At 46.7% G+C, this 24340-nt stretch carries 22 protein-coding genes; 8 read left to right on the plus strand and 14 right to left on the minus strand.

Translation table 11 applies throughout. From position 1 onward, the window contains the following. Nucleotides 1-67 precede the first annotated feature (67 nt). The 3 genes from A9237_RS04890 to syd form a co-directional block, all read right to left on the minus strand. Nucleotides 68-2263, minus strand: a complete 2196-nt coding sequence (locus A9237_RS04890) for a bifunctional metallophosphatase/5'-nucleotidase (RefSeq protein ID WP_078607774.1) — start codon at nt 2261-2263, stop codon at nt 68-70. A 317-nt stretch (nt 2264-2580) separates the two neighbouring features. After that, the gene (locus A9237_RS04895) at nt 2581-3357 is read right to left on the minus strand and encodes a Zn-ribbon-containing protein (RefSeq protein WP_005440128.1); all 777 of its coding nucleotides are present in this window, start codon (nt 3355-3357) and stop codon (nt 2581-2583) included. A gap of 2 nt (nt 3358-3359) precedes the next feature. Next, nucleotides 3360-3905 carry a SecY-interacting protein gene (gene syd, locus A9237_RS04900; RefSeq protein WP_078607775.1) on the minus strand — a complete coding sequence of 182 codons (546 nt, stop codon included), beginning with the start codon at nt 3903-3905 and terminating at the stop codon, nt 3360-3362. A gap of 107 nt (nt 3906-4012) precedes the next feature. On the opposite strand from syd, the gene queF reads away from it, so the two are divergent. The 5 genes from queF (at nt 4013) to xni (ending at nt 11402) form a co-directional block, all read left to right on the plus strand. Continuing rightward, entirely contained in the window at nt 4013-4858 is an 846-nt protein-coding gene (gene queF / locus A9237_RS04905) for an NADPH-dependent 7-cyano-7-deazaguanine reductase QueF (protein ID WP_078607776.1), read from the plus strand. 160 nt (nt 4859-5018) lie between these two features. Beyond that, nucleotides 5019-7301 (plus strand): tetratricopeptide repeat protein, encoded by a 2283-nt coding sequence (locus A9237_RS04910; RefSeq protein WP_005440131.1) that lies wholly within the window; start codon nt 5019-5021, stop codon nt 7299-7301. A gap of 98 nt (nt 7302-7399) precedes the next feature. Further along, a complete protein-coding gene (locus A9237_RS04915) occupies nt 7400-8965 on the plus strand; it encodes a GGDEF domain-containing protein (protein WP_009705632.1) in 1566 nt (521 codons plus the stop codon). 219 nt (nt 8966-9184) lie between these two features. Next, nucleotides 9185-10561, plus strand: a complete 1377-nt coding sequence (gene ppnN, locus A9237_RS04920; protein WP_005440141.1) for a nucleotide 5'-monophosphate nucleosidase PpnN — start codon at nt 9185-9187, stop codon at nt 10559-10561. A 58-nt stretch (nt 10562-10619) separates the two neighbouring features. Then, nucleotides 10620-11402, plus strand: a complete 783-nt coding sequence (xni, locus tag A9237_RS04925; RefSeq protein WP_020196462.1) for a flap endonuclease Xni — start codon at nt 10620-10622, stop codon at nt 11400-11402. A gap of 78 nt (nt 11403-11480) precedes the next feature. Here xni and rlmM read toward each other — a convergent pair whose 3' ends face one another. The 7 genes from rlmM to pomA all read right to left on the minus strand — a co-directional run bounded on the left by rlmM (nt 11481) and on the right by pomA (nt 18373). Beyond that, entirely contained in the window at nt 11481-12572 is a 1092-nt protein-coding gene (rlmM, locus tag A9237_RS04930; protein WP_017188443.1) for a 23S rRNA (cytidine(2498)-2'-O)-methyltransferase RlmM, read from the minus strand. Next, a complete protein-coding gene (locus tag A9237_RS04935) occupies nt 12569-12967 on the minus strand; it encodes a DUF423 domain-containing protein (protein WP_005440144.1) in 399 nt (132 codons plus the stop codon). The genes rlmM and A9237_RS04935 overlap by 4 nt, the downstream gene beginning before the upstream one ends. Then, entirely contained in the window at nt 12957-13580 is a 624-nt protein-coding gene (locus A9237_RS04940) for an alpha/beta fold hydrolase (protein ID WP_078607777.1), read from the minus strand. Before A9237_RS04940 ends, A9237_RS04935 begins: the two co-directional genes overlap by 11 nt. Then, complete coding sequence (locus A9237_RS04945; RefSeq protein ID WP_009705628.1) at nt 13561-14481, minus strand: transcriptional regulator GcvA; 921 nt, start codon at nt 14479-14481, stop codon at nt 13561-13563. Before A9237_RS04945 ends, A9237_RS04940 begins: the two co-directional genes overlap by 20 nt. 521 nt (nt 14482-15002) lie before the next feature. After that, entirely contained in the window at nt 15003-16451 is a 1449-nt protein-coding gene (gene thiI / locus A9237_RS04950; protein ID WP_032802606.1) for a tRNA uracil 4-sulfurtransferase ThiI, read from the minus strand. A 200-nt stretch (nt 16452-16651) separates the two neighbouring features. Continuing rightward, the gene (locus A9237_RS04955) at nt 16652-17596 is read right to left on the minus strand and encodes a flagellar motor protein MotB (RefSeq protein WP_005440148.1); all 945 of its coding nucleotides are present in this window, start codon (nt 17594-17596) and stop codon (nt 16652-16654) included. A gap of 15 nt (nt 17597-17611) precedes the next feature. Beyond that, nucleotides 17612-18373 (minus strand): flagellar motor protein PomA, encoded by a 762-nt coding sequence (pomA, locus tag A9237_RS04960; protein ID WP_005440154.1) that lies wholly within the window; start codon nt 18371-18373, stop codon nt 17612-17614. 265 nt (nt 18374-18638) lie between these two features. Between pomA and xseB the strand changes: the two genes are divergently transcribed. The 3 genes from xseB to dxs are packed head-to-tail and all read left to right on the plus strand — an operon-like array spanning nt 18639 to nt 21673. Next, entirely contained in the window at nt 18639-18881 is a 243-nt protein-coding gene (xseB, locus tag A9237_RS04965) for an exodeoxyribonuclease VII small subunit (protein WP_005427560.1), read from the plus strand. A 21-nt stretch (nt 18882-18902) separates the two neighbouring features. Continuing rightward, nucleotides 18903-19787, plus strand: coding sequence for a (2E,6E)-farnesyl diphosphate synthase (gene ispA / locus A9237_RS04970; RefSeq protein ID WP_005440174.1), 885 nt, complete (start codon nt 18903-18905; stop codon nt 19785-19787). Nucleotides 19788-19807: 20 nt separating this feature from the next. After that, nucleotides 19808-21673, plus strand: coding sequence for a 1-deoxy-D-xylulose-5-phosphate synthase (gene dxs, locus A9237_RS04975; protein WP_078607778.1), 1866 nt, complete (start codon nt 19808-19810; stop codon nt 21671-21673). 99 nt (nt 21674-21772) lie between these two features. Here the strand turns inward: dxs and pgpA are convergent, their stop codons facing one another. The 4 genes from pgpA to ribH all read right to left on the minus strand — a co-directional run bounded on the left by pgpA (nt 21773) and on the right by ribH (nt 24316). Continuing rightward, nucleotides 21773-22276, minus strand: coding sequence for a phosphatidylglycerophosphatase A (pgpA, locus tag A9237_RS04980; RefSeq protein WP_005440178.1), 504 nt, complete (start codon nt 22274-22276; stop codon nt 21773-21775). 58 nt (nt 22277-22334) lie between these two features. Next, nucleotides 22335-23300: a thiamine-phosphate kinase gene (gene thiL, locus A9237_RS04985; RefSeq protein WP_078607779.1), complete on the minus strand. Its 966-nt coding sequence runs from the start codon at nt 23298-23300 to the stop codon at nt 22335-22337. Between the two features lie 78 nt (nt 23301-23378). Then, nucleotides 23379-23846, minus strand: coding sequence for a transcription antitermination factor NusB (gene nusB / locus A9237_RS04990; RefSeq protein ID WP_005440182.1), 468 nt, complete (start codon nt 23844-23846; stop codon nt 23379-23381). After that, nucleotides 23846-24316 (minus strand): 6,7-dimethyl-8-ribityllumazine synthase, encoded by a 471-nt coding sequence (gene ribH / locus A9237_RS04995; protein ID WP_005440184.1) that lies wholly within the window; start codon nt 24314-24316, stop codon nt 23846-23848. The genes nusB and ribH overlap by 1 nt, the downstream gene beginning before the upstream one ends. Nucleotides 24317-24340 lie beyond the last annotated feature (24 nt).

Genomic DNA, 24340 nt, shown 5'->3' on the forward strand with positions numbered 1-24340 from the left:
ACTAAACGGCTTTGCCTCTGGTGAGTAAAATTAGGCGCGGTAAAGATTACCGCGCCCACATGCAGGATTAATGAGTTGGGTTACAACCTGCGACTTTCTCATCAAGGGTCGCCGCGTCTTTGTTAGGGTTAACAAAGTAGCTAGACGAATCATTGATGTTCACAGACTTAACAATCGCTGGGTATTTCGGGTTTTCCAAGTCAATCGAGACACAGATTTCCATGTTCTTCAATTGATCCCAAAGCGCTTTGCCTTCGCCCTCACGCAGTGTCGTGATATCACCGCTTGGTAGGTATTGAGTGAATGACCAGTTACCAACGCTGCCACTGAAATCTGCCACGTTGATACCTTTGTTCTCTTCAACATACGCCGTCAGCATGTCGCGAATTGCGTAAACTTGTTCATTCACTGAGTCATAGAACACGTCGTCTTTGCTAGCCCAACCAAACTTCTGGATTTGCGAACCAAAGCGGTAGCTGTTCATCGCTACTTTGTAAGTCGCGTTTGGATCGAACTGCTCGCCACCAATGCTGGTGATGTTTACGCGGCTACCTTCATTTGTCACCGTGTTGTTTTCATCCAACTCTAGAGACGGTTTACTTAGATCCACAGTGAACTCGATGTCACCATCGAATTGATCGTACAGGTAAGCTGGCGCGCCTTTCTTAAACGACACCGTAATGTCACCCGGTTGATACTGGTTGAAGTAAGAGTATGACCACTCAATGAAGCGTTTTAGGTTCGCACCTGTCATCTCAACGCCAAGCAAAGTGTTATCGTACTTGTACAAGTTGGTCGATTTACCTTTGGTGTACACTTCACCATCGATAAGGTTGGATTGATCAGAGAACAGCGACGCAGCAGACACAACCGCACCATTACCTTTACCGACCGCATCTTCGATTTTCTGCATTTGGATTTGGTTAATCACGTCCATTAATGGCGTATCAACCACTTTCGCAAGGTGAATCGTCGAGTACAAACGTTCTGCCGTGTAGTTGTAATCCGTCGCAGTCGCTTCATCAGGGTAACCCGTTGTGCTTGGTGTGAAGTTACCCGTGACACGGCCAAGCTCGCGAGTGGCGTCTTCAACCGAGATATCGTGCACGTACTGGAATTTCGCTTGCAGCGCTTGCTCTTCTTCCACTTTCTTCGTGCCAATGTTGGTCAATGTGGTGTCTTCCATCGTCCACTTGCCATCGACTTTCTTCAATTGAATTTCAGCTTTCGCTAGGTAAGCACCCCACTTGCCTGGTTCAATGATTTTCACGCTTTGCGCGCGATTGTCTTGGTTGTATTCGCCAGACTTCGCTTTATCTTCAATCAGCGTATTTTCACCGCCAATTTCTGATGTGGATTTGCTGATTGATGTAACAGTGCCATCTGCATTCACTTGTTCGATGTAGTTGGCGTGTTCGTGACCCGCTAAGATGACGTCGAATTTATCCGCCATTGCAGACGCGATTTCGTAAACACCCACACCACCGTCTTCTTGGCGGCCAAGGTGAAGCGCACCCACAATCACATCTGGATTGTACTTAGACACCAGTTGATCAACCGCTTCTTTGGTTGCATCCAATTCGTTTTCAAACTTCAAACCTTTGAAGTGATCCGGTGCAGACGCTTCCCAGTTCGGCACGTTCGATGGCGTCAGGCCAACGATCGCCACTTTCACGCCTTCCACTTCAAACATTTGGAACGCACGAATGTAGTTCACATCGTTGCTTTCCCACTTGATGTTTGAAGACAGTACCGCACCATTAAAATGATCGAGGTTGCGATCGACAAACGAACGCTCAAAGTTGAATTCATGGTTGCCTGGTACCCAAACGTCAAAGCCAAGAGAGTTCATGCTCTCAACCACTGGGTGAGTTGGATCATCGTTGAATAGCTGCGCGGAGTTGCCTTGAACCGTATCACCGATATCAATCAGGATCATGTTTGGATGTGCTGCTTTTTGGTCAGCAAGCAAAGTGGCCACACGAGTAATACCCGCGTCATCGTCTTCTGCGTTCAGCGCGTAGTCAAAACCAAACAAGCGACCGTGTAGATCCGATGTTGCTGCGATAGCAATGGTTACTTCATCCGCTTGTGTTGCTTCACCTTTCACAACCACATCTGGCGTGTTGGTTAGTGTTTTACCTTCTGCGACTACAGGGCTGTAATCCGACGGTACTTCTACGTACTTGGTGTCATCATCGTTACAACCAGCCATTAAGCCGACAACAGCAATGCAGACTAGGCTTCGTTTAAATAAAGTCATCTCAATTCCTTCCAGATTATTTTTTTATATATATTTTCGGAAGGGGCCCTCTTCCCAAAACCTCAAAAAGGATATGGATATTATTTGAAATTTTTGAGAAGCAAACGTTTCAATGCTTATAAACCATGCAACTGAGTTACATTTTTCTTTAAATATGAACAAAGATCACAATCAAGGGGATGAGAGGAATGGTCAGTGAAAATGCTTTTTGAATCAATATATTGACAAAATCAATAATAGATAATTTGACTACGCGGCTTCGATCCATTTATCGCGATAGAAAAAAGCTGGCATAGACGCCAGCTTTAGAAAATAGACTACTTGATGTGGTCCCAAGAGATGTTGGAAACGATTCGGCAATCGTCGCACTTAAAGTAGAAGATGTCGTGCAGCGGTTCATCGAGTAACCACTCACCACCACACTTTGGACACTTGCGCGCTTTTTCAGCTTCAAGTGACTCACCACCAACTCGGTATTGGTAGTAATACGTCGGGATCTTAGTGAGGTATTCAATACGACCTCGCAAATCCCAACCTCGGCGGAACAGCACACTGTCAGCATCGCAAATTTCGTGCAATGCCGCATGTTCTGCACGGCAGCCACCAGCCATTTGGATTTCATCACACGCTTGCCATTCGGTTTGCCATTTCACCACCGCTTTGTGGTCACCATTCAGTGTTGCACCATTGCGGTAAAGTGGAATTGGCAACAGTGTCTCGCCACTGCGCAGTGGAGAACAAGTATGAACGTACGTGGTGTAGAGCACTTGCCAGCTTGGTGTTTCTTCTTCCGCAGCTTCTTCTGAGTTCAAATCACGACCCAACATGCGCATTTTCGGCGCAAGCAGCGACGCTTCCGACAAACGATTCATGCACACTTTGACGAAGTCAGAATGGTAGCGAGGGTGCAAACTGTCTTGCTCTGGGCAAACGACGCGAACATAAAACTCGCCATCACCCATTACGATAGGAAATTCACGACCAAGCACCTGACCGTTGTAGCGCAATGCGTCCATCAGACCATTAATCGCTTTATCAACCGCGCTTACGGTGGTGTTATCAAAACACTCAAACTGCAACTCAACAACGTACATGCTTACACCGCAGCCTCAAGTTTGCTTAGAAACTCGGTCAGTGTTTCAGCCAATACGTCACGTTTATCTGAACCCAAGCGCTCAAGAATGACATTACCGGTTAAGTTACAGATTGAAATCACATCCAGCTCGGCATCGGTCGCTGCAATAAATACCGTCGGCTTTAGTTTTAGACGACGCTGAGTCACAAGGTGGCCAAGAATGTTCTCTTGCAGACGAGTAAAGTCATCGTCACTCCATACTTGCAGCAGTGTCAGCTCATTGCCTTGCCAAGTCGCATCCATATCTGCGCTGTATTGCGAACCATAGAAAAGCTTAATGTCTTCATGCAACGTCAATTCAATTGCGTTCTCAACGTTGGTGAAATCTGCCATCTCTTCACGTGGAACCGATTTCCACAAAACGACCTCATCGCGTTTCTCTTCTACGCATGGAGAAACAAGATCAGCAAGCTCTTCACTGCGTGGCAGTTCGTTGTGTTTGTCTTGCCAGGCTTGTTGGTAGCGCAGGCTAAAGCCCTGTAGAGCCTGAGGAACGGTTTGGGTCATGAAGGTCTCCTGGTTTGTTTTTATCAGGTTGCGGTATCTGCCGGATGGCAATTAATCAGCGGATTCAGTAAAATTCTCGCCATTCTAATCGAAAATGACCACAAAGTATGAGCAAATATTCTGACGCTAAAGAGCTTGCTGGCCTGACTCTGGGTAAAAAGACCGAGTACGCAAACCAATACGACGCGAGCTTGCTGCAACCAGTACCTCGCAGCCTAAACCGTGATGACCTTGAACTTGGCGACAGCCTGCCGTTTATGGGCCACGACATTTGGACGCTGTACGAGCTATCTTGGCTAAACAGCAAAGGCTTGCCTCAAGTTGCGGTTGGCGAAGTGTACATCCCAGCAACCAGCGCTAACTTGATTGAGTCTAAGTCGTTCAAACTGTACTTAAACAGCTACAACCAAACGCGTTTCGCTACTTGGGAAGAAGTGACTGAGCGTTTGACGCAAGACCTATCGGCATGCGCAGGTGAGCAAGTACTTGTGGAAGTAAACCCAGTAACGCATTACACCAACCAACCTATCGTGACGATGGAAGGTGAGTGTATTGACGATCAAGACATCGAAATCACCAGCTACGATTTTGACGCCGCACTGCTTGAGGGTGCGGCTGGTGATGAGCAAGTAGAAGAAATTCTTCACAGCCATCTACTGAAATCTAACTGTCTGATCACCAACCAACCAGACTGGGGCAGCGTAGAAATTCGTTACCAAGGCGCTAAGCTTGATCGTGAGAAGTTGCTTCGTTACCTCGTTTCATTCCGTGAGCACAACGAGTTCCACGAGCAATGTGTGGAGCGTATTTTCACTGACCTGATAAAGTACTGCCAGCCAACGAAACTGACGGTATTTGCACGTTACACACGTCGTGGTGGTTTGGATATCAACCCTTACCGCTCAACGGAACAAGACAAGCCCGCGCACAATAACCGCATGGCGCGTCAGTAATCTGAGTTAAGAATCAAAAGAGCTTGAGTTCCACACTCAAAAACTAATTGCTTAAATACTCAAAAACGCTCAGCTATCTGTTGGATTGCTGGGCGTTTTTCTCTACTATTGTTTATTCAAAAACACGTAAATTACGACACAGTTCGAGGGAACGAAAAGGATGTTTTGGGACAGTTCGCGTCTATTTAGGCTGATTGGCTTTCTTTGCTTATTGTTAGCACAGCCACTTCACGCGACCATTTTATCTTCCGCTTTGCTTAATGAAGCTCAGCAACTGGCTGAGATCGACCCTGTACAGGCAAAGCAAGCGGCCAAAAACTACCTTTTGCAACGCGAACTGACAGAGCGCCAAGATAACGGCAGCCCTTCTTCAATGTCTCGCGAAGAGACCGACCGAAGCATCCGCACGCCAAGCAGCACGATTGAAGCACACAAAATCATCGCGCAAGCCGACTACACAATGGGCAACATTCGCTCTGCCATCAATAACCTTGATGAAGCAGAACGCCTCGCCAACGAATATCAATTGCCGTACATGAATCTTGATGTGCAACTGATGCGCAACCAAATGATTTGGATGTACGACAAAAACTATGCAGCCGCAGAAGAAAAGCTCGACCAAATCGAAAAGCAGATTGAAGAAGCCAATCCAGTATTACAACGCACCGACAGTGTTCGTTATCGCTTGGTCATGCAACGAGCACTATTAGCAGCCAACAGTGGTGATAGCGTTAATGCCGATCGCTTATACACAAAAGCGAAAACCATGCTGGAAGACAACCGTTCTGACCTGACTCTGATTGATTACCATACCGCTGTTGGCGAGTTTTATCTGAACGACAAGAAATACAACCTTGCCCTTTCAGAGCTGCTCTATGGTTACTGGCAATCCATTGAAAGCGATAGCGGCGCCCGCCTTGCGAAAGTCAATCGCTTACTGGCTCGCCTGTTCCAAGAGCGCCGAGTCTATGACAAAGCGATTGAATACCTCTCTCAGGCGGCTGATTATTACGACAGCTACCCAAGCTCACCGATTTTGGCCGACGTGCTAGAGCAAATGGGCGACATCTATTTCTACCAAGGCAAGTTTAATCTGGCTTTGGTGCACTACTTCAACGTACTGGACCATGACAGCACCAGTAAAAACATCAACCGCATCATTAAGATTCGTCTGAGCTTAGCGGCCACTTACTTACAGCTCTACAACTATGCATTAGCAGAACAGTACCTAGACCGCTCAACCGATCTGTTGGAGTACGCAGACTTGCCTCAACTGGAAGCCAAAGCTGCCTTGTTGCAGTCTGGCTTGGCGTACCACCAAAACGACAGTAAAGACGTCATTGAAAACGCTAAACGAGCGCTCGATTTAATTGAAAAAGCCCCAGATGATACAGGCTTTATCAAACAACAATCTTACCGCTTATTAGGTCTAGGCTATGAACAAGCTGGCGAGTACCAACTGTCATTACAAGCGTATAAGAAATACGCCAGCCTAGTGCGCCTAGAACAAAAGCAGCTTAACCAAATCAGTGAAGATGCGTTCCGCCAACAAAAAGAATTTGCCGAGCAAAGTATTCATCACGTAGGCCAAGCTGAGAAATTGGCACAAGTCGAAATGGAGCATCGCAAATTCCAAAAAATCTCGTTTGCCTTGTTCATTACTGTCTTGGTCATGTTCCTGTTCATCATGCGCCGTGGCGTCATCAATCAACGCCAAACCGCTGAGATTGAAAAACTGCGTAATGACCTGTTTACCCACTCCCGTTCTCGTCTGCGTAACCTACGCATGTTGAATGTGAAGTTATCTCGCTCATTGAAGAAATCGAGCGACACCTTCGAGCAGTGGCAAATGGGTGAATTGATTCACGAACCTTTGAACGACCGTTTGCGCTTCGTGATGATCGATCTGCCGTTCCTGCGCAGCATGTACGTTCAGCATGGTTACAAAGCCGGTTTAGAGCTAGAGCGTGCTTTCGGTGAGTTCCTAGCAGAACGTATCCAGAAACCGACACGTTTGTACCATTTCTCCGATGCAAACTTGTTGTACATCGAGCCAAATGCCGATCGTGACGCATCAGCAGAAGCAACGTTCGAAAAATTCCAAAGCTGGGTGGATGAGTTCGCGGCCAAGCACAACGTCAACCGCATCATCCGCATGGGCATCAGTGACTACCCATTCTTACCACGTGCATACACGGCAATTAACGATGAAGAATTACTCGATCTATTGCTGCTCGCCACACACATTGCGCGTGAAGTCAGCTTAAAAGATAAACACAGTCATTGGGTGTTCTTGAAGGCCATTGATAATGCTCCGGCAGCGAGCTTTGCAACCGGTGACATAAGGACTGCGTGCCAACACGCCATCAACCAAGGGCTAATTAAAATTCATTCTTCGTACAAGAATGAGGACGACATCAAAAAAATATTAAAAAACGGATAATTAACCAACGGTTGAGCGTGATCAGTGATGACGCTATAAAGTTTTTTGTTATTATCAAATAATCGTCAGTAGTACATGGACTTAACCGTAGTCACTTCATGGGAATCTTGGAATCCGATATTCAGTCGCAGCTTCATCAGCTGAGTTGTCAACTTGACCAACTCAGGCTGACTCATCGTGATACTTCGCTCAAATTTCAACGTGAGCAGCAAGTTCTTAAGCGAGTTGTGGCATCATTGTCTTCTGCTTGTCAGGGTTCAAACTCTCAAGTAACTAACTACCTGCGCGAAATTCAGCAAGAACTGGAACATCAAAAAGATGTCAGTACGCTGATACCTCGCTTAGCAGTGCTAGAAAGAATGCTCAAACAGCAGTCTAAGGCGATGGAAAAACAAAACGGTTATCTCGACGAACAAATCAAACACAGTGGTGAAACGCTTCAACGTATCACCGGATTGCCTGCGCAGCTAAAACGTGAATTGCGCAATCTGATGAGCTTTTCTGAAGTTCACGCAGGTAAGAAAGTTGACCAAGCCACCAAGCTACTGAGCATCTACGAGCGCGCGCTCAAGATCATCACTTCCAATTCTCGCCTTAACCTTGGTGAATTAGAACACGGCCCAGATAAGTCCCAACTAGAGTGTCTTGCGAGCGACTTGCAGCACACCATCACCGAACTCGATTTTGAAGGTGAGTCTGGCGACCAACTGTTGGATATCCGAGCTAAGTTGCTTTTAGGGGTTAACGCAGAATCTCTGATCGAACTGACTTTAAATACCCTCAAATTGGTCGTAGAAGCGACTAAGTACGAGCGCAAATCATCAGAGCAGTTCTTAGAGCAGTTGAATACCTCACTGTCTAGCAATCTAAAGACGGTTCATCAGAACGTCGACCAGCATCAAACCTACTTTGAACATCGCCAAGAGCTGAACTCAGAGATGACCACTTTGGTTGAACGCAGCCAAGAATCTCTGGAACACGCACAAGATCTCGAAGAGTTGAAAGGTGAAGTATCACCATTGCTGGCCAAGATGGCCTCTTTGACTGAGCGCTTAAGAATGACCGAAGAGCGCGAACAAGCCCTTCAAGAACGCTTAAGCTACAGCAAGAATCAGCTCGAAGCCGTATTTGAAACGACTCAAGACTACCGTCGCCGCTTGGAAGACCAAGCACAACGTATGCTGCTAGACCCTTTGACGAAGGTATACAACCGTGCCGCCTTCAATGATCGCTTAGAGTTGGAATACCGTCGTTGGATTCGTTCACAGCAAAATCTTCGCGTAGTTCTGTTTGATGTTGATAACTTTAAAGCGGTTAACGACAGCTATGGCTACACTGCTGGCGATAAAGCACTCAAGATCATTGCTCGCACCATGAGCAAACGCGTCGCTGATACGGAAACCGTGGCTCGTTTCGGTGGTGAAGAGTTTATCTTACTCATCCCAGAGCAAACGGAAGAGTACACTCTTGAGCTGATGAAAAACATCCAGCGCGACATCAGTAAACTGCCATTTAAGTTCCGTGAACAGAACATCATGATCACCCTAACGGCCGTCTCTACTTGCTTTAAAGAGGCGGACAACCCTGAATACGTATTAGATCGCCTTGCCAATATGCTCAAAGACGCCAAGCAGCGCGGCGGTAATCAGGTGAACTGGGGCTAAAAAGCGTTTAAAAAACAACCAAGCAAACGCTTTTAACGTCTTGTTCTGTCATATTGCCTCAAATTTTCAACGGGTTATCACGTTTCTCCTCTTTTAGTCTGCTAAGCTGTTTAAACGCTATAAAACAAAGTCTGCCAACCACTGAGTAGAACGATACGTACAAGCTAAGTAGGTGAGTTGGTTTATTCCCTCAAAAGAACGCATTAGCAAGGAGGCCTTATGATTACCCATATAAGCCCCGCAGGTAGCATGGATCTGCTATCACAACTGGAAGTTGAACGTCTTAAAAAAACCGCATCAAGTGAGCTTTATCTGCTCTACCGTAACTGTACACTTGCGGTCCTCAACTCCGGCAGTCACACCGATAACTCAAAAGAGCTATTAGACAAATACCTTTCGTTCGATGTTAACGTCGTACGTCGTGAGCGCGGTATCAAACTTGAACTAGCCAACCCACCTGAGCACGCATTTGTCGATGGTGAGATCATCAAAGGCATTCAAGAGCACTTGTTCTCGGTTCTCCGTGACATCGTGTATGTCAACATGCACCTCGCGGATAACCAGCGTCTGAACCTCACCAATGCCACTCACATTACCAACCTCGTGTTCGGTATTTTGCGTAATGCTGGAGCACTAACGCCGGGCATTGAACCGAACCTAGTGGTGTGTTGGGGTGGTCACTCGATCAACGCGACCGAATACCAATACACACGCGAAGTGGGTAACGAGCTTGGCCTACGTGAACTGAACATCTGTACTGGCTGTGGTCCGGGTGCGATGGAAGGCCCAATGAAGGGTGCGGCAATTGGTCACGCTAAACAGCGTTACACAGAACAGCGCTACCTCGGCCTAACAGAGCCTTCAATCATTGCGGCTGAGCCACCAAACCCAATCGTGAACGAACTGGTGATCATGCCAGACATCGAGAAACGCCTCGAAGCCTTCGTTCGTATGGCGCACGGCATCGTGATCTTCCCGGGAGGCCCTGGTACTGCCGAAGAGCTGCTGTACATCTTGGGTATCATGATGCACCCAGAAAATGCTGACCAACCTATGCCGATCGTCTTAACCGGCCCGAAAGAGAGTGAAGCTTACTTCCGCTCTATCGATGCGTTTATTGCCGATACATTGGGTGAAGAAGGTCAGAAACATTATCAAATCGTGATTGATGACCCAGCGGAAGTGGCACGCATCATGAAACGTTCGATGGATGATGTTCGCCAACATCGTAAAGAGAAAGGCGACGCATACAGCTTTAACTGGTCGTTGAAAATCGAGCCTGAGTTCCAGCTACCATTCGAACCAACTCATGAGGCAATGGCAAGTCTAGATCTCCATTTGAACCAACAACCGCAAGTACTGGCTGCAAGTCTTCGCCAAGCCTTCTCTGGCATCGTTGCGGGTAACGTCAAAGCGGAAGGGATTCGAGAGATCGAACGCAAAGGTCCATTCACCATCAACGGCGACCCGGTACTGATGACCAAACTCGACAAGCTATTGAAAGATTTCGTAGAGCAACACCGCATGAAGCTACCCGGCGGTACCGCTTACGAGCCATGTTACCGTATTGCCCATAAGGAAAATGGTGGTCGATAGATAACTCAGCTTTGGTTACACTAGGGGCATTACGCCCCTTTTTTATTGCTAAGTCATTATGTCTATTCATCTTGTTATCATTGATGCCCTAAACCTGATTCGCCGCGTGCACTCAGCGCAACCTGATCCAACTGACATAGCAAGAACCATCACCACTACAGGTAGAACCCTGACTCGCATTCTGTCTGAAGCGCAGCCGACGCATATCATCGCGGTATTCGATCATCACGAACAAGACCGCGGCTGGCGTGCAGAGATCCTTCCAGACTACAAACAAAACCGCAAACCTATGCCTGAACCATTGATGCAAGGCTTAGACGCGATTCAACAAGCGTGGTGGGAACAAGGCATTGATTCACTGCTGTCTGAAGGTGATGAAGCAGACGACCTCGTTGCAACCCTCGCAACCAAGGTCGCGAGCCACGGCGAAAAAGTCACAATAGTCTCAACCGACAAAGGCTACTGCCAACTGCTCTCCCCGACTCTGCAGATCCGAGATTACTTCCAGCACCGCTGGCTAGATGAGCCGTTTATCGAAAAAGAGTTTGGCGTAAAACCATCTCAGCTTGCGGATTATTGGGGTTTGACAGGAATCAGCTCAAGCCAAGTCCCGGGCATTCCGGGTGTTGGCCCTAAAGCAGCTAAAGAGATCTTAACTCAGTTCGAAGACATTGAAGCCGCTTACGCGAGCGAAGAACTGGTACCGAAATATCGTAAGAAGTTTGATGAACATATTGAGTCAGCCCGCTTATGTAAAAAAGTCGCGGCGTTGAAATGCGATATCGAACTCGGCTTTAACCTACAAGACATTCGCTTTACCGGACCAAATAAAGCGCAATAGCAGCCAACTTCAGACATTAAAAAAGCGCCTATTGCAGGCGCTTTTTTGCTTCTACTCTATCGCATATTAATGCTTAGATTAGTGCGGAGAGATGTTAGACAGGCATTGAATGTGAATCGTGATCTCTTCACGGTCATGGTACAAGTGCTTAGCTTGCAGCTTGAATTTCACCTTGTTCTCAATTAGGAACATTTTTAGGTTTTCAAGATCTTGCAGCACTTCGTCGTAACGGCCTTTCATTGGAAGCTTAAGGTTGAAGATCGCTTCTTTCGCCCAACCCTTTAGCAGCCATTGGCCCATAAGGTGCGCAACGCGTGCTGGCTTCTCAACCATGTCACACACAATCCAAGTAACGTTCTTACGGTCTGGTTCAAACTTAAAGCCATCCACCATGTGGTGCTTGATTTGACCCGTTTCCATCAGGCTATCCGCCATCATGCCGTTGTCCACACAGTGAACAAACATCGAACGTTTTACTAGTTGGTAAGTCCAACCACCCGGACATGCACCTAGGTCAACACCCCACATACCTGGCGCTAAACGCTCATCCCACTCTTCACGAGGAATGAAGACGTGGAATGCTTCTTCTAATTTCAAAGTAGAACGGCTTGGCGCGTCTGCTGGGAATTTAAGGCGAGGAATCCCCATAAAGAACTGCGAGTTGTTGCCCGGGTATGAGTAACCGACGTAACAATGACCCGGAGCCACAAAGCAGATGTGCAGCACAGGCTTCTTCGCGTTGTCTTTGTTCCACATCAGACCTTTACCACGCATCGCTTGACGCATTGGTACCGTGAACTTACGGCAGAACTTCAATAGCTCTTTTGCTTCGTTAGTGTCTGGGGTTTCAATGCGCAGATCGCCACAACGTGGGAATGCTTCGATTTCTGACAGTTCAGCAAGAATTGGGCTGATGCGGTCGTCGCTTGGTAGCGCTTCAAACTCAGCCGCCACAGCAAACATCTGACGTGCAAAAATCAGGGCGCTAAAGTCCAAACCTTTAGCAAGCTTGTCTGCGTCTCCATCTTGGTAACACTCGAAGACAACATAACCTGAGTTTTTCTTCACACGAGGGAAGCCATACACTTCCAACTGTGTCGCTTTGTCCTGAATTTCACCAGCACACTCTTTCTCAAAGCCAGAACGGCAATAGAGCATTAGTTGTTTCACTTGGAGACCTCTTTGATATTAAACGCAGCAAAAAAGAACAGACACCAACCGATCATGAACAAAAATCCTCCCATAGGAGTGATGGGTCCAAACCACTTAATGCCCGTCAGCGCCAGCGCGTAAAGACTGCCGCTAAAACAAAAGATGCCGATGATAAAGCAAATCGCGGCGATGAAAAAATACTTTTGTGCTTTTTGTCCCAAATTCAACAGCAGTAAGATGGCACACAATGCGATAGCTAAAGTATGGATGAATTGGTACAAAACGCCGGTTTCAAACACACCCAATAAATAAGGGGATAACTTCGCTTTCAAACCGTGCGCTGCAAATGCACCTAACGCCACCGAGGTTAAGCCAGAAAGACCAGTAAACGAGAGTAACCACTTACTTTTCACGGTACACCTCTTTAATAAATGCCGCTAACTGCTCTACCGTCGAGGCAATGTTGCCTGCTTCTGTGTAACCAGAGCTCTTACGTGGCTTAAAGCTGTGGTCACCATCTGGCAAAAAGCGCACTTGCACTTGTTCTGACAACGCAAAGCCATCGAATTCTTCGCGCTTGCCGAATGTATCGCGCTCACCTTGTAGAATTAAGGTTGGCTTTTCAATGTAGGCCAGATGCTCGCCTTTATATTTCTCTGGCTTGCCTGGAGGGTGAAAAGGAAAACCTAAACAGGCAATGCCCGCCACCAGCTCATTATCAGCAAGCAAACTCGACATGCGACCACCCATCGATTTGCCACCAATAACAATAGGTTGAGAAGTAAAGTGAGCGATCACTTCTTCATAAGCTTCCAGAAGCTTTGGTGCACGATCAGGCGGGCGCTTCTTGCCATCTTCCGATCGCTTAACCATGTAAGGAAAATTAAAACGCACCACGCGTATGCCTTGCTCAACTAATCCTTTGGCAACGGCAGACATGAAATCGTGTTCCATGCCCGCACCAGCGCCGTGAGCAAAAACAAATAGCGGTCCGTTTTCAGGTCCCTCAACTATCCAATGGCTCATCCAATACTTCCTCTTGTTCTTTTCTTGCAGTGGCCAACATCCAATCCCTAAACGTTGCGATACGTCCCATGTCCGCTTGCTGTTCGTGGCACACTACATAGAAGGCATTCTTCGACACCAACACCTCATCAAATGGCGCAATTAAGCGTCCCGCTTCCATTTCAGGTTTGGCTAATACGTTGTTTCCAAGTGCGACACCTTGTCCGTGCGCAGCCGCTTGAAGCACCATGGTCGAGTGGCTGAAAATAGGACCATGATTTACATTGATACCTTCAATATTGTGCTGACGAGCAAACTGCTTCCAATCTTTACGAGAGGTGTCATGTAACAAGGTATGCAATTTAAGGTCACTTAGAGATTCTAATGGTTTGTTACCTAAAAGTAACGAAGGTGAACAAAGTGGGATCAAAAACTCTTGGTAGAGTTTATCGGCACGCAAACCAGGCCAATTACCGCGACCATAATAGATAGCAACATCGACATCATCGGTCAGTGAACCTTCGTCCATATCTACCGCTTTAATACGTACATCAATGTCCGGTTCTTGCGCGTTAAAATCAGCCAAGCGCGGAACCAACCACTGAATAGCAAAGCTTGGTGGCAAACTGATGGTCAATGCACCTTTTTCACTACGTTCCAATACCTTATCGGTCGCTTCTGCAATCGAAGTGAAGATATCTTTAATGTCTAGGAAGTAACTTTGCCCTTCTTCGGTAAGCAAGAGAGAGCGATTTCGGCGACGGAAAAGCTTCAAAGATAAGAACTCTTCTAACGCTTTTATTTGGTGACTTACTGCCGCTTGGGTAACGAATAGCTCTTCAGCAGCACGGGTAAAACTGAGATGACGAGCAGCCGCTTCAAAAACGCGAAGCGAATTCAACGGAGGCAATCTGCGAGACATTATGGGACCTCAAGTAGGATTAGTTTTTTTTATCTGAAACATTATAAAATGTCCGTTGCCGAACAGCCAGATAAATTCTATATTTCATCCCGCAACACGAGCCTGAACGGCTTGATTCCATTTGTGAATCAATTGGCTTCGTTGTTGCGATGTTGTGTTTGCAAACTCGTATTTCGAGTTAGGTAGATTTCTACCATATGTTTTGTCCACACTCCCTGTGACAAAACAGATACTTCCTGTATTTATTTTGACCTGTCTGTCAAATTTCTTGCACCGCCTTATTAGGCGGTGTTTTTTTATCTGAAAAATCTCACCTTCTTCTTCCTTCAGAAAATGGCATTAGCATCACTTTTCCGTTCTCATTTCGGATTAATTATCGTTATATCAATACAAATTCCGAAGCGTGCGATTGAGGTCAATCTTATCACTTCACAAAGAATAATTTTGCGTGCGCTAGAACGAAAAAAGCGCAAACTGATTTCTCAATTTGCGCTTTTGTGACTGTCTGTTTTACAACACGATTATGGGCGGTAAACCTTCACGTTGTTGAAGCCTTGTTCTTGCAAGTAAAGCGCTTGCAGACGGCTCATCACACCACGGTCACAGTACAGTAGGTATGTCTTAGCTTGGTCTAGATCACCAAACTGAGTACCCAGCTTGTAGAATGGAATGTGTTTCACATCAACGCCATCGATTTCTAGTGGGCTATCGTCTTCCTCTTCAGGGCTACGAATATCCAATACGATTGCATCACCTTCTACTGCTTGTACTTGCTCAACTTCTGGTGCCGCTTGCTCAGATTCTTTCGCGATGTCACGGATGTCCATCATGCGAGCTTCTTGAACCACTTGCTCAAGGATGCTGAAGTCGAATTTCTCTTCTTCTGCTTCTAGCTTGCCTTTCACCGCTTTCACAGTTGGCTTTTTAGAGATAACACCACAGTATTCTGGCATTGTCTTCGCAAAGTCTTCTGTACCGATTTCACGCGCTAGGTTGATGATGTCTTCTTTGTCCCAGTTGATTAGCGGACGAAGAATCAGCGTGTCTGTCACGTTGTCGATGTGGCGTAGGTTCGTTAGCGTCTGGCTTGATACCTGACCTAGCGCTTCACCGGTTACCAATGCTTCGATCTTCATCTTCTGAGCGATCATGCCAGCAGCACGCATGAACATACGCTTCAGAATCACGCCCATTTGGCCGTCATCAACTTTCTCTAGGATTTCTGCAACTACTGGCTCGAAATCAACCGAGATGAAACGTACTTTTGCTGAAGAACCGTATTTATTCCATAGGTAGTGAGAAACCTGCTTAACGCCGATCTCGTGTGCTGGACCACCTAGGTTAAAGAAACAGTAATGTACTTTTGAACCACGTTTGATGTGCAGGTAGCTTGAAACACCAGAGTCGAAACCACCTGAGATCAGGCTTAGTACGTCTTCTTGTGTACCTAGTGGGAAACCACCTAGACCTTTATGACGCGCCAACACTTGGTTTAGCTTGTCGTTAGTCACTTCAACGTTGATCGTTACGTCTGGCTTGCTTAGCTTAACTCGAGCGCTTTCTACCGCTTGGTTAAGACCGCCACCTACGTAACGCTCTAGTTCAATAGAAGTAAAATCGTGCTTACCGCGACGCTTAGCACGCACAACGAAAGTTTTACCTTCGATCAGTGAACCACTTAGCTCCAACACTTGCTCGAAGATGTCGTGCAAGTCTTTGAATTCGGTTTGTTTTACTTCAAGAATGTGGTGAATACCTGGCGTGTGCGTCAGGATTTCTAAAACTTCAGCGTGAAACTCGTCACTCTCAGAGGTCACTTCAATGTGATCACGACGGTTGAATACCGCGACAGATTCCGTACGGCTCTTAACGATGTTACGAATGTTGCACTCTAAAATCTTTGTGAAGCGCTTACGCACAGATTCACTTTTTACAAAAATTTCTGGATGGGGCTTTACAATAAATTTCATAGTCTAGTTCGCAGGTTAGGTTCGCAATCAACAATGAGTGATAACTCCGCACTAGGTGTTCATACGCAACAACATCATGTGTTGTTCACACCCAGCTCTGTGAGCTCACTTTTAAAGGCGCAAGATTATACACCCAAGCGAAATGGAAAGACAAAAAAAGCGAGCCAACGCTCGCTTTTAGTATAAGAACAAATGTTCGGTTATTGAATTACTGGCACTTCTTCACTGTAGAGTGGCTCACCTTGCATAATGCTGATTTCAACGCGGCGGTTTAGCGCTCGGTTTGCATCCGAATCATTTGGAGCCAACGGCTCAGTATCTGCCATGCCACGCACACGTAAGCGTTGATGCGAGAATCCCCTAACCTTCTCCATTTCTTGGGCAACCGACACCGCACGCTGCGATGACAGATCCCAATTAGAGCGGTACAGTTCAGAATCCAGCGGTTGGTTATCCGTATGACCGGATACTCGAACAATACCCGGTACGTCTTTGACCAATTCCGCGATTTGACGCACTAAAGGTCTAAACTTCGGTTGTAAGAACGCAGAGCCTTCAGGGAAAGCGCCTTTCTCACGCATTCGAATCACGATCTGTTGACCAAGGTTTTCGACTTCTATAGCCCCTTGCTCAATCTCACGCTCCAACGCTTTCTTGATGCTTTCCATCAAGGTGTCCATCTCTTGCGAGGTTTGCTCAGACTGCTGCTGTTGCATGTCTGATTCCGCCGATTGGTTGTTTTGCGTTGACGTTTCAGGTGATTGACCACCCGTTAGCTTACCTTGGTCGCGCTTAGTGCCACCCGCTCGGTCAGATTCTCCCTCGTGAAATTCTAACGTCTGCTGGGTGATGTCCATGGTTTGTTGCATGATGACATCAATTGGCGTTGGTTCCGGACGACCCGGTCTAAACTCTTGGGCAATGATGCTGGTGCCTTTTGGGATGTCTTTCACTTCAAGTTGGTTCTGAACACCAAAAGCAAACTTCATCGAACCTGCGATCTGTTTGAACTTCAGTACGTCCATTTCCGAAAACGAAAGCAGCAGCACGAAGAAACACATCAGCAATGACATCAAGTCAGCGAATGTCCCCATCCACTGGGGGAGACCGGGTGGCGGACAATCACATTTATTATCTTCATCCATCAGATGACCTCCAGATTAGTCGTCAATCTCAAGAGCACGTTTGCCCTCGTTGAGGTAGTTCTTCAGGTAACTATCGATAACTCGCGGGTTTTGACCATCTTGAATGGCAAGCACTCCATCCATGATCAAACGACGGTTCAATGTTTCTTGATCACGTCGTAGTGACAATTTGTCCGCAATCGGGAAAAACAGCATGTTAGAAAGCACCGCACCGTAAAGCGTGGTCAACAAGGCAACCGCCATCGCAGGACCGATCGCTTTTGGGTCATCCATATTCGAAAGCATGGCAACCAGACCAACTAACGTACCAATCATACCCATCGCAGGCGCTACGTCACCAAATGCGCGAAATACACCAGTACCTTGGGTGTGACGCTCGTCAGTTAGCGCAATGTCTTTTTGTAGCGCGGCACGCACCACGTCTGCATCATGGCCATCCACCAACAAATCGATGCCTTTTTGCATAAAGCTGTTGTTGATTTCCATCTCTTCTAAAGCAAGGAAGCCGCCTTTACGTGCTGCGTCTGCCATTTCTACAATCTTCGCGATCAAGTCTTCCGGCTCGTCCGCTTTAAACATGAATGCTTTGCCCGCAATTTTGGTTGCGCCGAAGAACTGCCCTATGGTGAACTTCATCAATACTACAAACGTTGAACCACCAACGACGATTAGGATTGAGGTGACGTCGATGAACATGCTGATGCTGCCACCTAGCACCATCGCCATGATGACGAATGCAAAACCACCAATCAAACCTATTAGGGTTGCTAAATCCACAAAGCACTCCTCTCGCTATACTCAAATATTGCCTAGTCAGGCGAATTATTACTTGTATCGACAACTAGAACAGTTTTTTTAGAAAAATCTTGGTCAATACATCACAAAATGATCGTTTAGGCTCGAACTAAATGATCGAGATTGTCTTATCAGACCCGTTGAGCGCTAATTTTGTGACAATTATGTAAGGTTAAATTTGACCAACTTAGTAGGCTAAGGTAACTTGCGTGCATTCTATTAGAGGCTTGATTAAGGCAGATAAAAGATGGCGGTCAAGAAACCAGAAAACATGACCTTCGAAGCGACCATTGAAGAGCTAGATAGCTTGGTTGATCAACTAGAGAATGGCGATCTTGCCCTAGATGATGCTCTACGTAAATTTGAACGTGGCATTGCACTGGCTCGTGCTGGTCAAACTAAACTGAGCGACGCCGAACAGCGCGTAAGCATTCTTCTTAGCGAAGATGATGAAGCACCACTGAGTGACTTCAACCCTGAGTCAGAATAATAATCAGTAGTGAGCAATGTGATGCAAGAGACATTGACGTCTTATCAACAAAGAAATAACCAACAATTAAACCTGTGGCTGGAGCAACTGCCTCATCAAGAACAGCCGCTGATTCAAGCGATGAAATACGGCCTGTTGCTAGGCGGAAAACGTGTTCGTCCATTTCTTGTTTACATCACAGGTCAAATGCTGGGTTGTAAGCCAGAAGATCTCGACACTCCCGCTTCTGCGGTTGAGTGTATTCACGCCTACTCTCTTATCCATGATGACCTGCCTGCGATGGATGATGATGAACTGCGCCGTGGACAACCTACTTGCCACATCAAATTTGATGAAGCGACAGCGATTCTCACTGGCGACGCACTCCAAACTCTTGCCTTTACTATCCTTGCAGAAGGTGAACTGAATCCGAACGCTGAAAGCCAGCGTATAAAAATGGTACAGGCACTGGCGCAAGCGTCTGGCGCGAGCGGCATGTGTCTTGGACAAGCGTTGGATTTAGGTGCAGAAAATCGTCGTGTTTCTCTCGCAGATTTGGAAGAAATTCATCGCAATAAAACCGGAGCGCTGATTAACTGTGCGGTAAAATTAGGTGCTTTAGCCGCTGGTGAAAAAGGCCTAGAAGTTTTGCCACACTTAGAACGTTATTCAAAAGCGATCGGTCTGGCGTTTCAGGTTCAAGACGATATTCTTGATATCATCAGTGACACTGAAACACTGGGTAAGCCTCAAGGTTCAGACCAAGAGCTGAACAAGAGCACTTATCCATCGTTGCTGGGTTTGGAGGGAGCAATGGAGAAAGCTCACACTCTGCTACAGGAAGCGCTTCAAGCATTGGAAGCAATCCCATACAATACTCAGTTACTCGAAGAGTTCGCCCGATATGTCATCGAGCGCAAGAACTAACACTATAAGCGCGCATTTATATGACTCTTGATATTTCAAAGTACCCAACACTGGCGTTAGCAAATACACCGGAGGAGTTGCGTCTTCTTCCGAAAGAAACATTGCCAACTTTGTGCGATGAACTACGCACGTATCTGCTAAATTCAGTGAGTCAGTCTAGCGGACATTTAGCGTCTGGCTTAGGCACCGTAGAGCTAACTGTAGCTCTGCATTATGTTTACAACACCCCGGTTGACCAGTTGATCTGGGACGTGGGCCATCAGGCTTACCCACACAAGATTCTCACTGGCCGTCGTGATCAGATGCCAACTATCCGTCAGAAAGACGGTCTTCACCCATTCCCATGGCGTGAGGAGAGCGAATACGACACCCTTTCTGTTGGTCACTCCTCTACTTCTATCAGTGCTGGTCTTGGCATGGCCATCAGTGCACAAAAAGAAGGTGAAGGTCGTAAAGTCGTCAGTGTGATTGGTGATGGTGCGATCACAGCAGGTATGGCATTTGAAGCCATGAACCATGCTGGTGACGTTCATCCGGACATGCTAGTGATTCTGAACGACAACGAAATGTCGATCTCAGAAAACGTCGGCGCACTGAACAACCATCTTGCTAAAGTGCTTTCTGGCAGCTTGTACACTTCTATCCGTGAAGGCGGTAAGAAAGTGCTGTCTGGCGTTCCACCAATTAAAGAGTTGGTGCGTCGTACTGAAGAGCATCTAAAAGGCATGGTAGTTCCAGGAACTCTGTTTGAAGAGCTTGGCTTTAACTACATCGGCCCAATCGACGGCCACGATGTGAATGAGCTCGTCAAAACGCTGAAAAACATGCGTGAGCTAAAAGGTCCTCAATTCCTGCACATCATGACCAAGAAAGGTAAAGGTTATGAGCCAGCAGAGAAGGATCCGATCGGCTACCACGGCGTACCAAAATTTGACCCATCACACAGCAGCCTACCTAAGAGCAGTGGCGGTAAGCCGACCTTCTCTAAGATCTTTGGTGATTTCCTATGTGACATGGCCGCTCAAGATCCTAAGCTAATGGCAATCACGCCAGCGATGCGTGAAGGTTCAGGTATGGTGCGTTTCTCGAAAGAGTACCCAAGCCAATACTTCGATGTTGCCATTGCAGAGCAACACGCTGTGACGCTTGCTACCGGTATGGCGATTGCAGGTGATAGCCCAATCGTTGCGATCTACTCAACCTTCCTACAGCGTGGTTATGATCAACTGATCCACGACGTTGCGATTATGGACTTGCCGGTGATGTTCGCTATCGACCGCGCTGGTCTGGTTGGTGCAGATGGTCAAACTCACCAAGGTGCGTTCGACTTAAGCTTTATGCGTTGTATTCCGAACATGGTGATCATGGCACCAAGTGACGAAAACGAATGCCGTCAAATGCTGTACACAGGTCATAAGCACACAGGTCCAAGTGCCGTTCGTTACCCACGCGGTAGCGGTATGGGCACAGAAATCAAAAAAGACTTCACTGCACTTGAAATCGGTAAAGGTCGTATCGTTCGTAAAGGTGAAAAAGTGGCAATTCTCAGCTTCGGTACCTTCTTAGGTAACGCGTTAGAAGCGGCTGAAAACCTAAACGCAACGGTAGCAGACATGCGCTTTGTGAAGCCACTTGATGAAGCCTTGATTCGTCAACTAGCCGCAGAGCATGATGTTCTAGTTACACTAGAAGAAAACGCGATTGCAGGTGGTGCTGGCGCGGGTGTGATTGAGTTTATGATGAAAGATAAGATCATCAAGCCTGTACTCAACCTTGGCTTGCCAGATCGCTTCGTTCCTCAAGGCACACAAGACGAGCTACACGAAGAGCTTGGCTTAGATTCGAAAGGCATCGAGAAGTCGATCAACGATTACTTGGCCAAGTAAGCCAACGTAATACAACGTAATACAACGAAGTAAATACAGAAAAGGGATGCCGTGGCATCCCTTTTGTTTGTCTGTCGATTTAGAGCTTAAAGATAGGTATTACATCCAACCTGCGTATTTCGCCACTAAGAACAGTGCGATACCCGCCATAATGCCCGCCACGATATCATCAATCATGATACCTAAGCCGCCGTGAACACGTTTATCTAACCAACCGATTGGCCACGGTTTTACCATGTCAAAGAAGCGGAACAAGATGAAACCGGTGAGTAACCATTTCCACTCTGTTAGCGGAATATTCAATGCAGGTACTAAACTCATGGTGATCCAAAAACCTGCAAATTCATCCCACACGATCGAACCATGGTCGTGCACACCCATATCATCGGATGTCACCTGACAAATTTTAATGCCAACCAAACAAGAGATAAGCACAACAACCACATAAATAGGGAAAGGCAATTGAGCAAGCAACAAGAACAATGGAACCGCCGCAAGCGTCCCCATCGTGCCGGGAACAACAGGCGATAAGCCACTACCAAAACCTGTCGCTAATAAGTGCCACGGGTTCTTTAATGAAATCAGAGAGAGAGGGTTGGTCATTTCCTTTAAACCTATACTGCGAGTTTGGTTTCAATCTTAGGCTAGAGCCTAGCTCAGATCATTTGAAGTGGTCAAAGCCACTGAGATCCCAATCAAGAGGTTGATTGTTATCATGCAGCTCAAACGTACCTTTTGGTCGTATCTGGCCAATGCACGTTACTTTACACCCAGTGTGCGACAAAGCACTTTGTAGTGAGCCATGGTTTTGCTCTGGCACGGTAAAGCACAGTTCGTATTCTTCACCACTGGATAAAGCATACTGCTGCGCGCTCACCTTATCATCTAAAAACTGAACCAATTCTGAAGATATTGGCAGTTGGGAAACATCCAAACTGACTCCAACCTCAGAGCGCTTAAGAATGTGTTTAATATCAGAAATCAAACCATCAGAGATATCAATCGCCGACGACGCGAGTCCAACTAACGCTTGCCCTACTAAAACTCGAGGCGTACTGAGATAATGTGCCTTCTCTAACTCTGGCGCAGCAACTCGAGTGCGTAATGTGTTGTCGAGCACAACATCGAGCCCCGCTTTCGCATCGCCAAGGTTACCTGTCACGTAAACCCAATCTCCGACTTTTGCCCCTGAGCGAGTCAATGCTTTACCCTCAGGTACAAAACCTTGCACTGTTAAGGTTAGGCTTAATGGCCCCTTTGTCGTGTCACCGCCGATTAACTGAATCCCGAAGTAATCTGCTAGGTCAAAAAACGCATCACAGAATGGCGCTAACCATGCTTCGTCAGGCTCTGGCATCGTCAATGCAAAACTGACCCAAGCCGGCGTTGCTCCCATTGCTGCTAAATCACTGATGTTAGAGGCAAGCGCTTTGTGAGCGACCCAAGCAGGATTCGCCTCCGCGAGAAAATGAGTCCCCGCCACCAGCGTATCGGTACTAATAGCTATCTGCACACTCGCAGGCGCCTTTACTAACGCACAATCGTCACCCGCAGCGAGGTGTACGTCTTTACGCTGGCTTTGACGCCCAACAAAATACTTATCGATTAAACTGAATTCACCAGACATTGTTCACTGACTTTTTGATGTAAAAGTTTTTGATACAAAAAAGGTCAGCATGTGCTGACCTTTTTAATGAAGAAATCGTTATTTCTTACGTACGTGTGGCGCCGCTTTATCTAGCACACCATTCACAAATTTGTGGCTGTCTTCTGCCGCGAATACTTTAGCAAGTTCAATCGCTTCGTTGATTACCACTTTGTAAGGAACATCTTCGCGACGAGTCATCTCGTACATAGCAAGGCGAAGAAGAGCAAGTTCCATCATGTCTAGGTCCTGCATTGGACGAGACACGTATGGACGGATTTTGCTATCTAGCTCAGAGTGGCTAAGTACAACACCGCTTAATAGTTCACGGAAGTAAGCTACGTCTGTTTCTGGAGCAGCTAGTGCAGGCTCAGATGCGTGAAGTTCTTCTTCATCGTATTTGTCGCCAGACAAAAACTGTTCTTCGATCGTGGCAACATTGTCTTTAGTAATTTGCCATGAATAGATCGCTTGTAGCGCGAATTGACGTGCGTTACGACGTGCGGCTGGTTTCACACTGGCCCCCATTAGGAATCAATTTCAGATAGTACATTAATCATTTCAAGTGCGCTTAGTGCAGCCTCTGCACCTTTATTACCAGCCTTGGTTCCTGCGCGTTCAATCGCTTGATCGATAGTATCAACAGTCAGTACGCCAAATGCTACTGGAAGGCTGTATTCCAGAGAAACTTGTGCAAGACCCTTGTTACATTCACTACAAACATAATCAAAGTGTGGAGTACCGCCACGGATTACTGTACCTAGAGATACGATAGCATCGTACTTACCAGTTTTAGCAACACGTTGAGCTACTAGAGGTAGTTCTACGGCACCTGGACAACGAACAACAGTGATGTTGTCTTCGCTTACTTGTCCGTGACGCTTTAGTGTATCGATCGCACCAGAAAGTAGGCTTTCGTTAATAAAACTGTTGAAACGAGAAATAACGATAGCAATTTTTGCATTTGGCGCTGGGAAGCCACCCTCGATCACTTTCATAAGCTTTCCTTTAACTCTATTTAT

Origin of the sequence: Vibrio owensii (assembly GCF_002021755.1) — a bacterium.
GTDB classification, from domain to species: domain Bacteria; phylum Pseudomonadota; class Gammaproteobacteria; order Enterobacterales; family Vibrionaceae; genus Vibrio; species Vibrio owensii.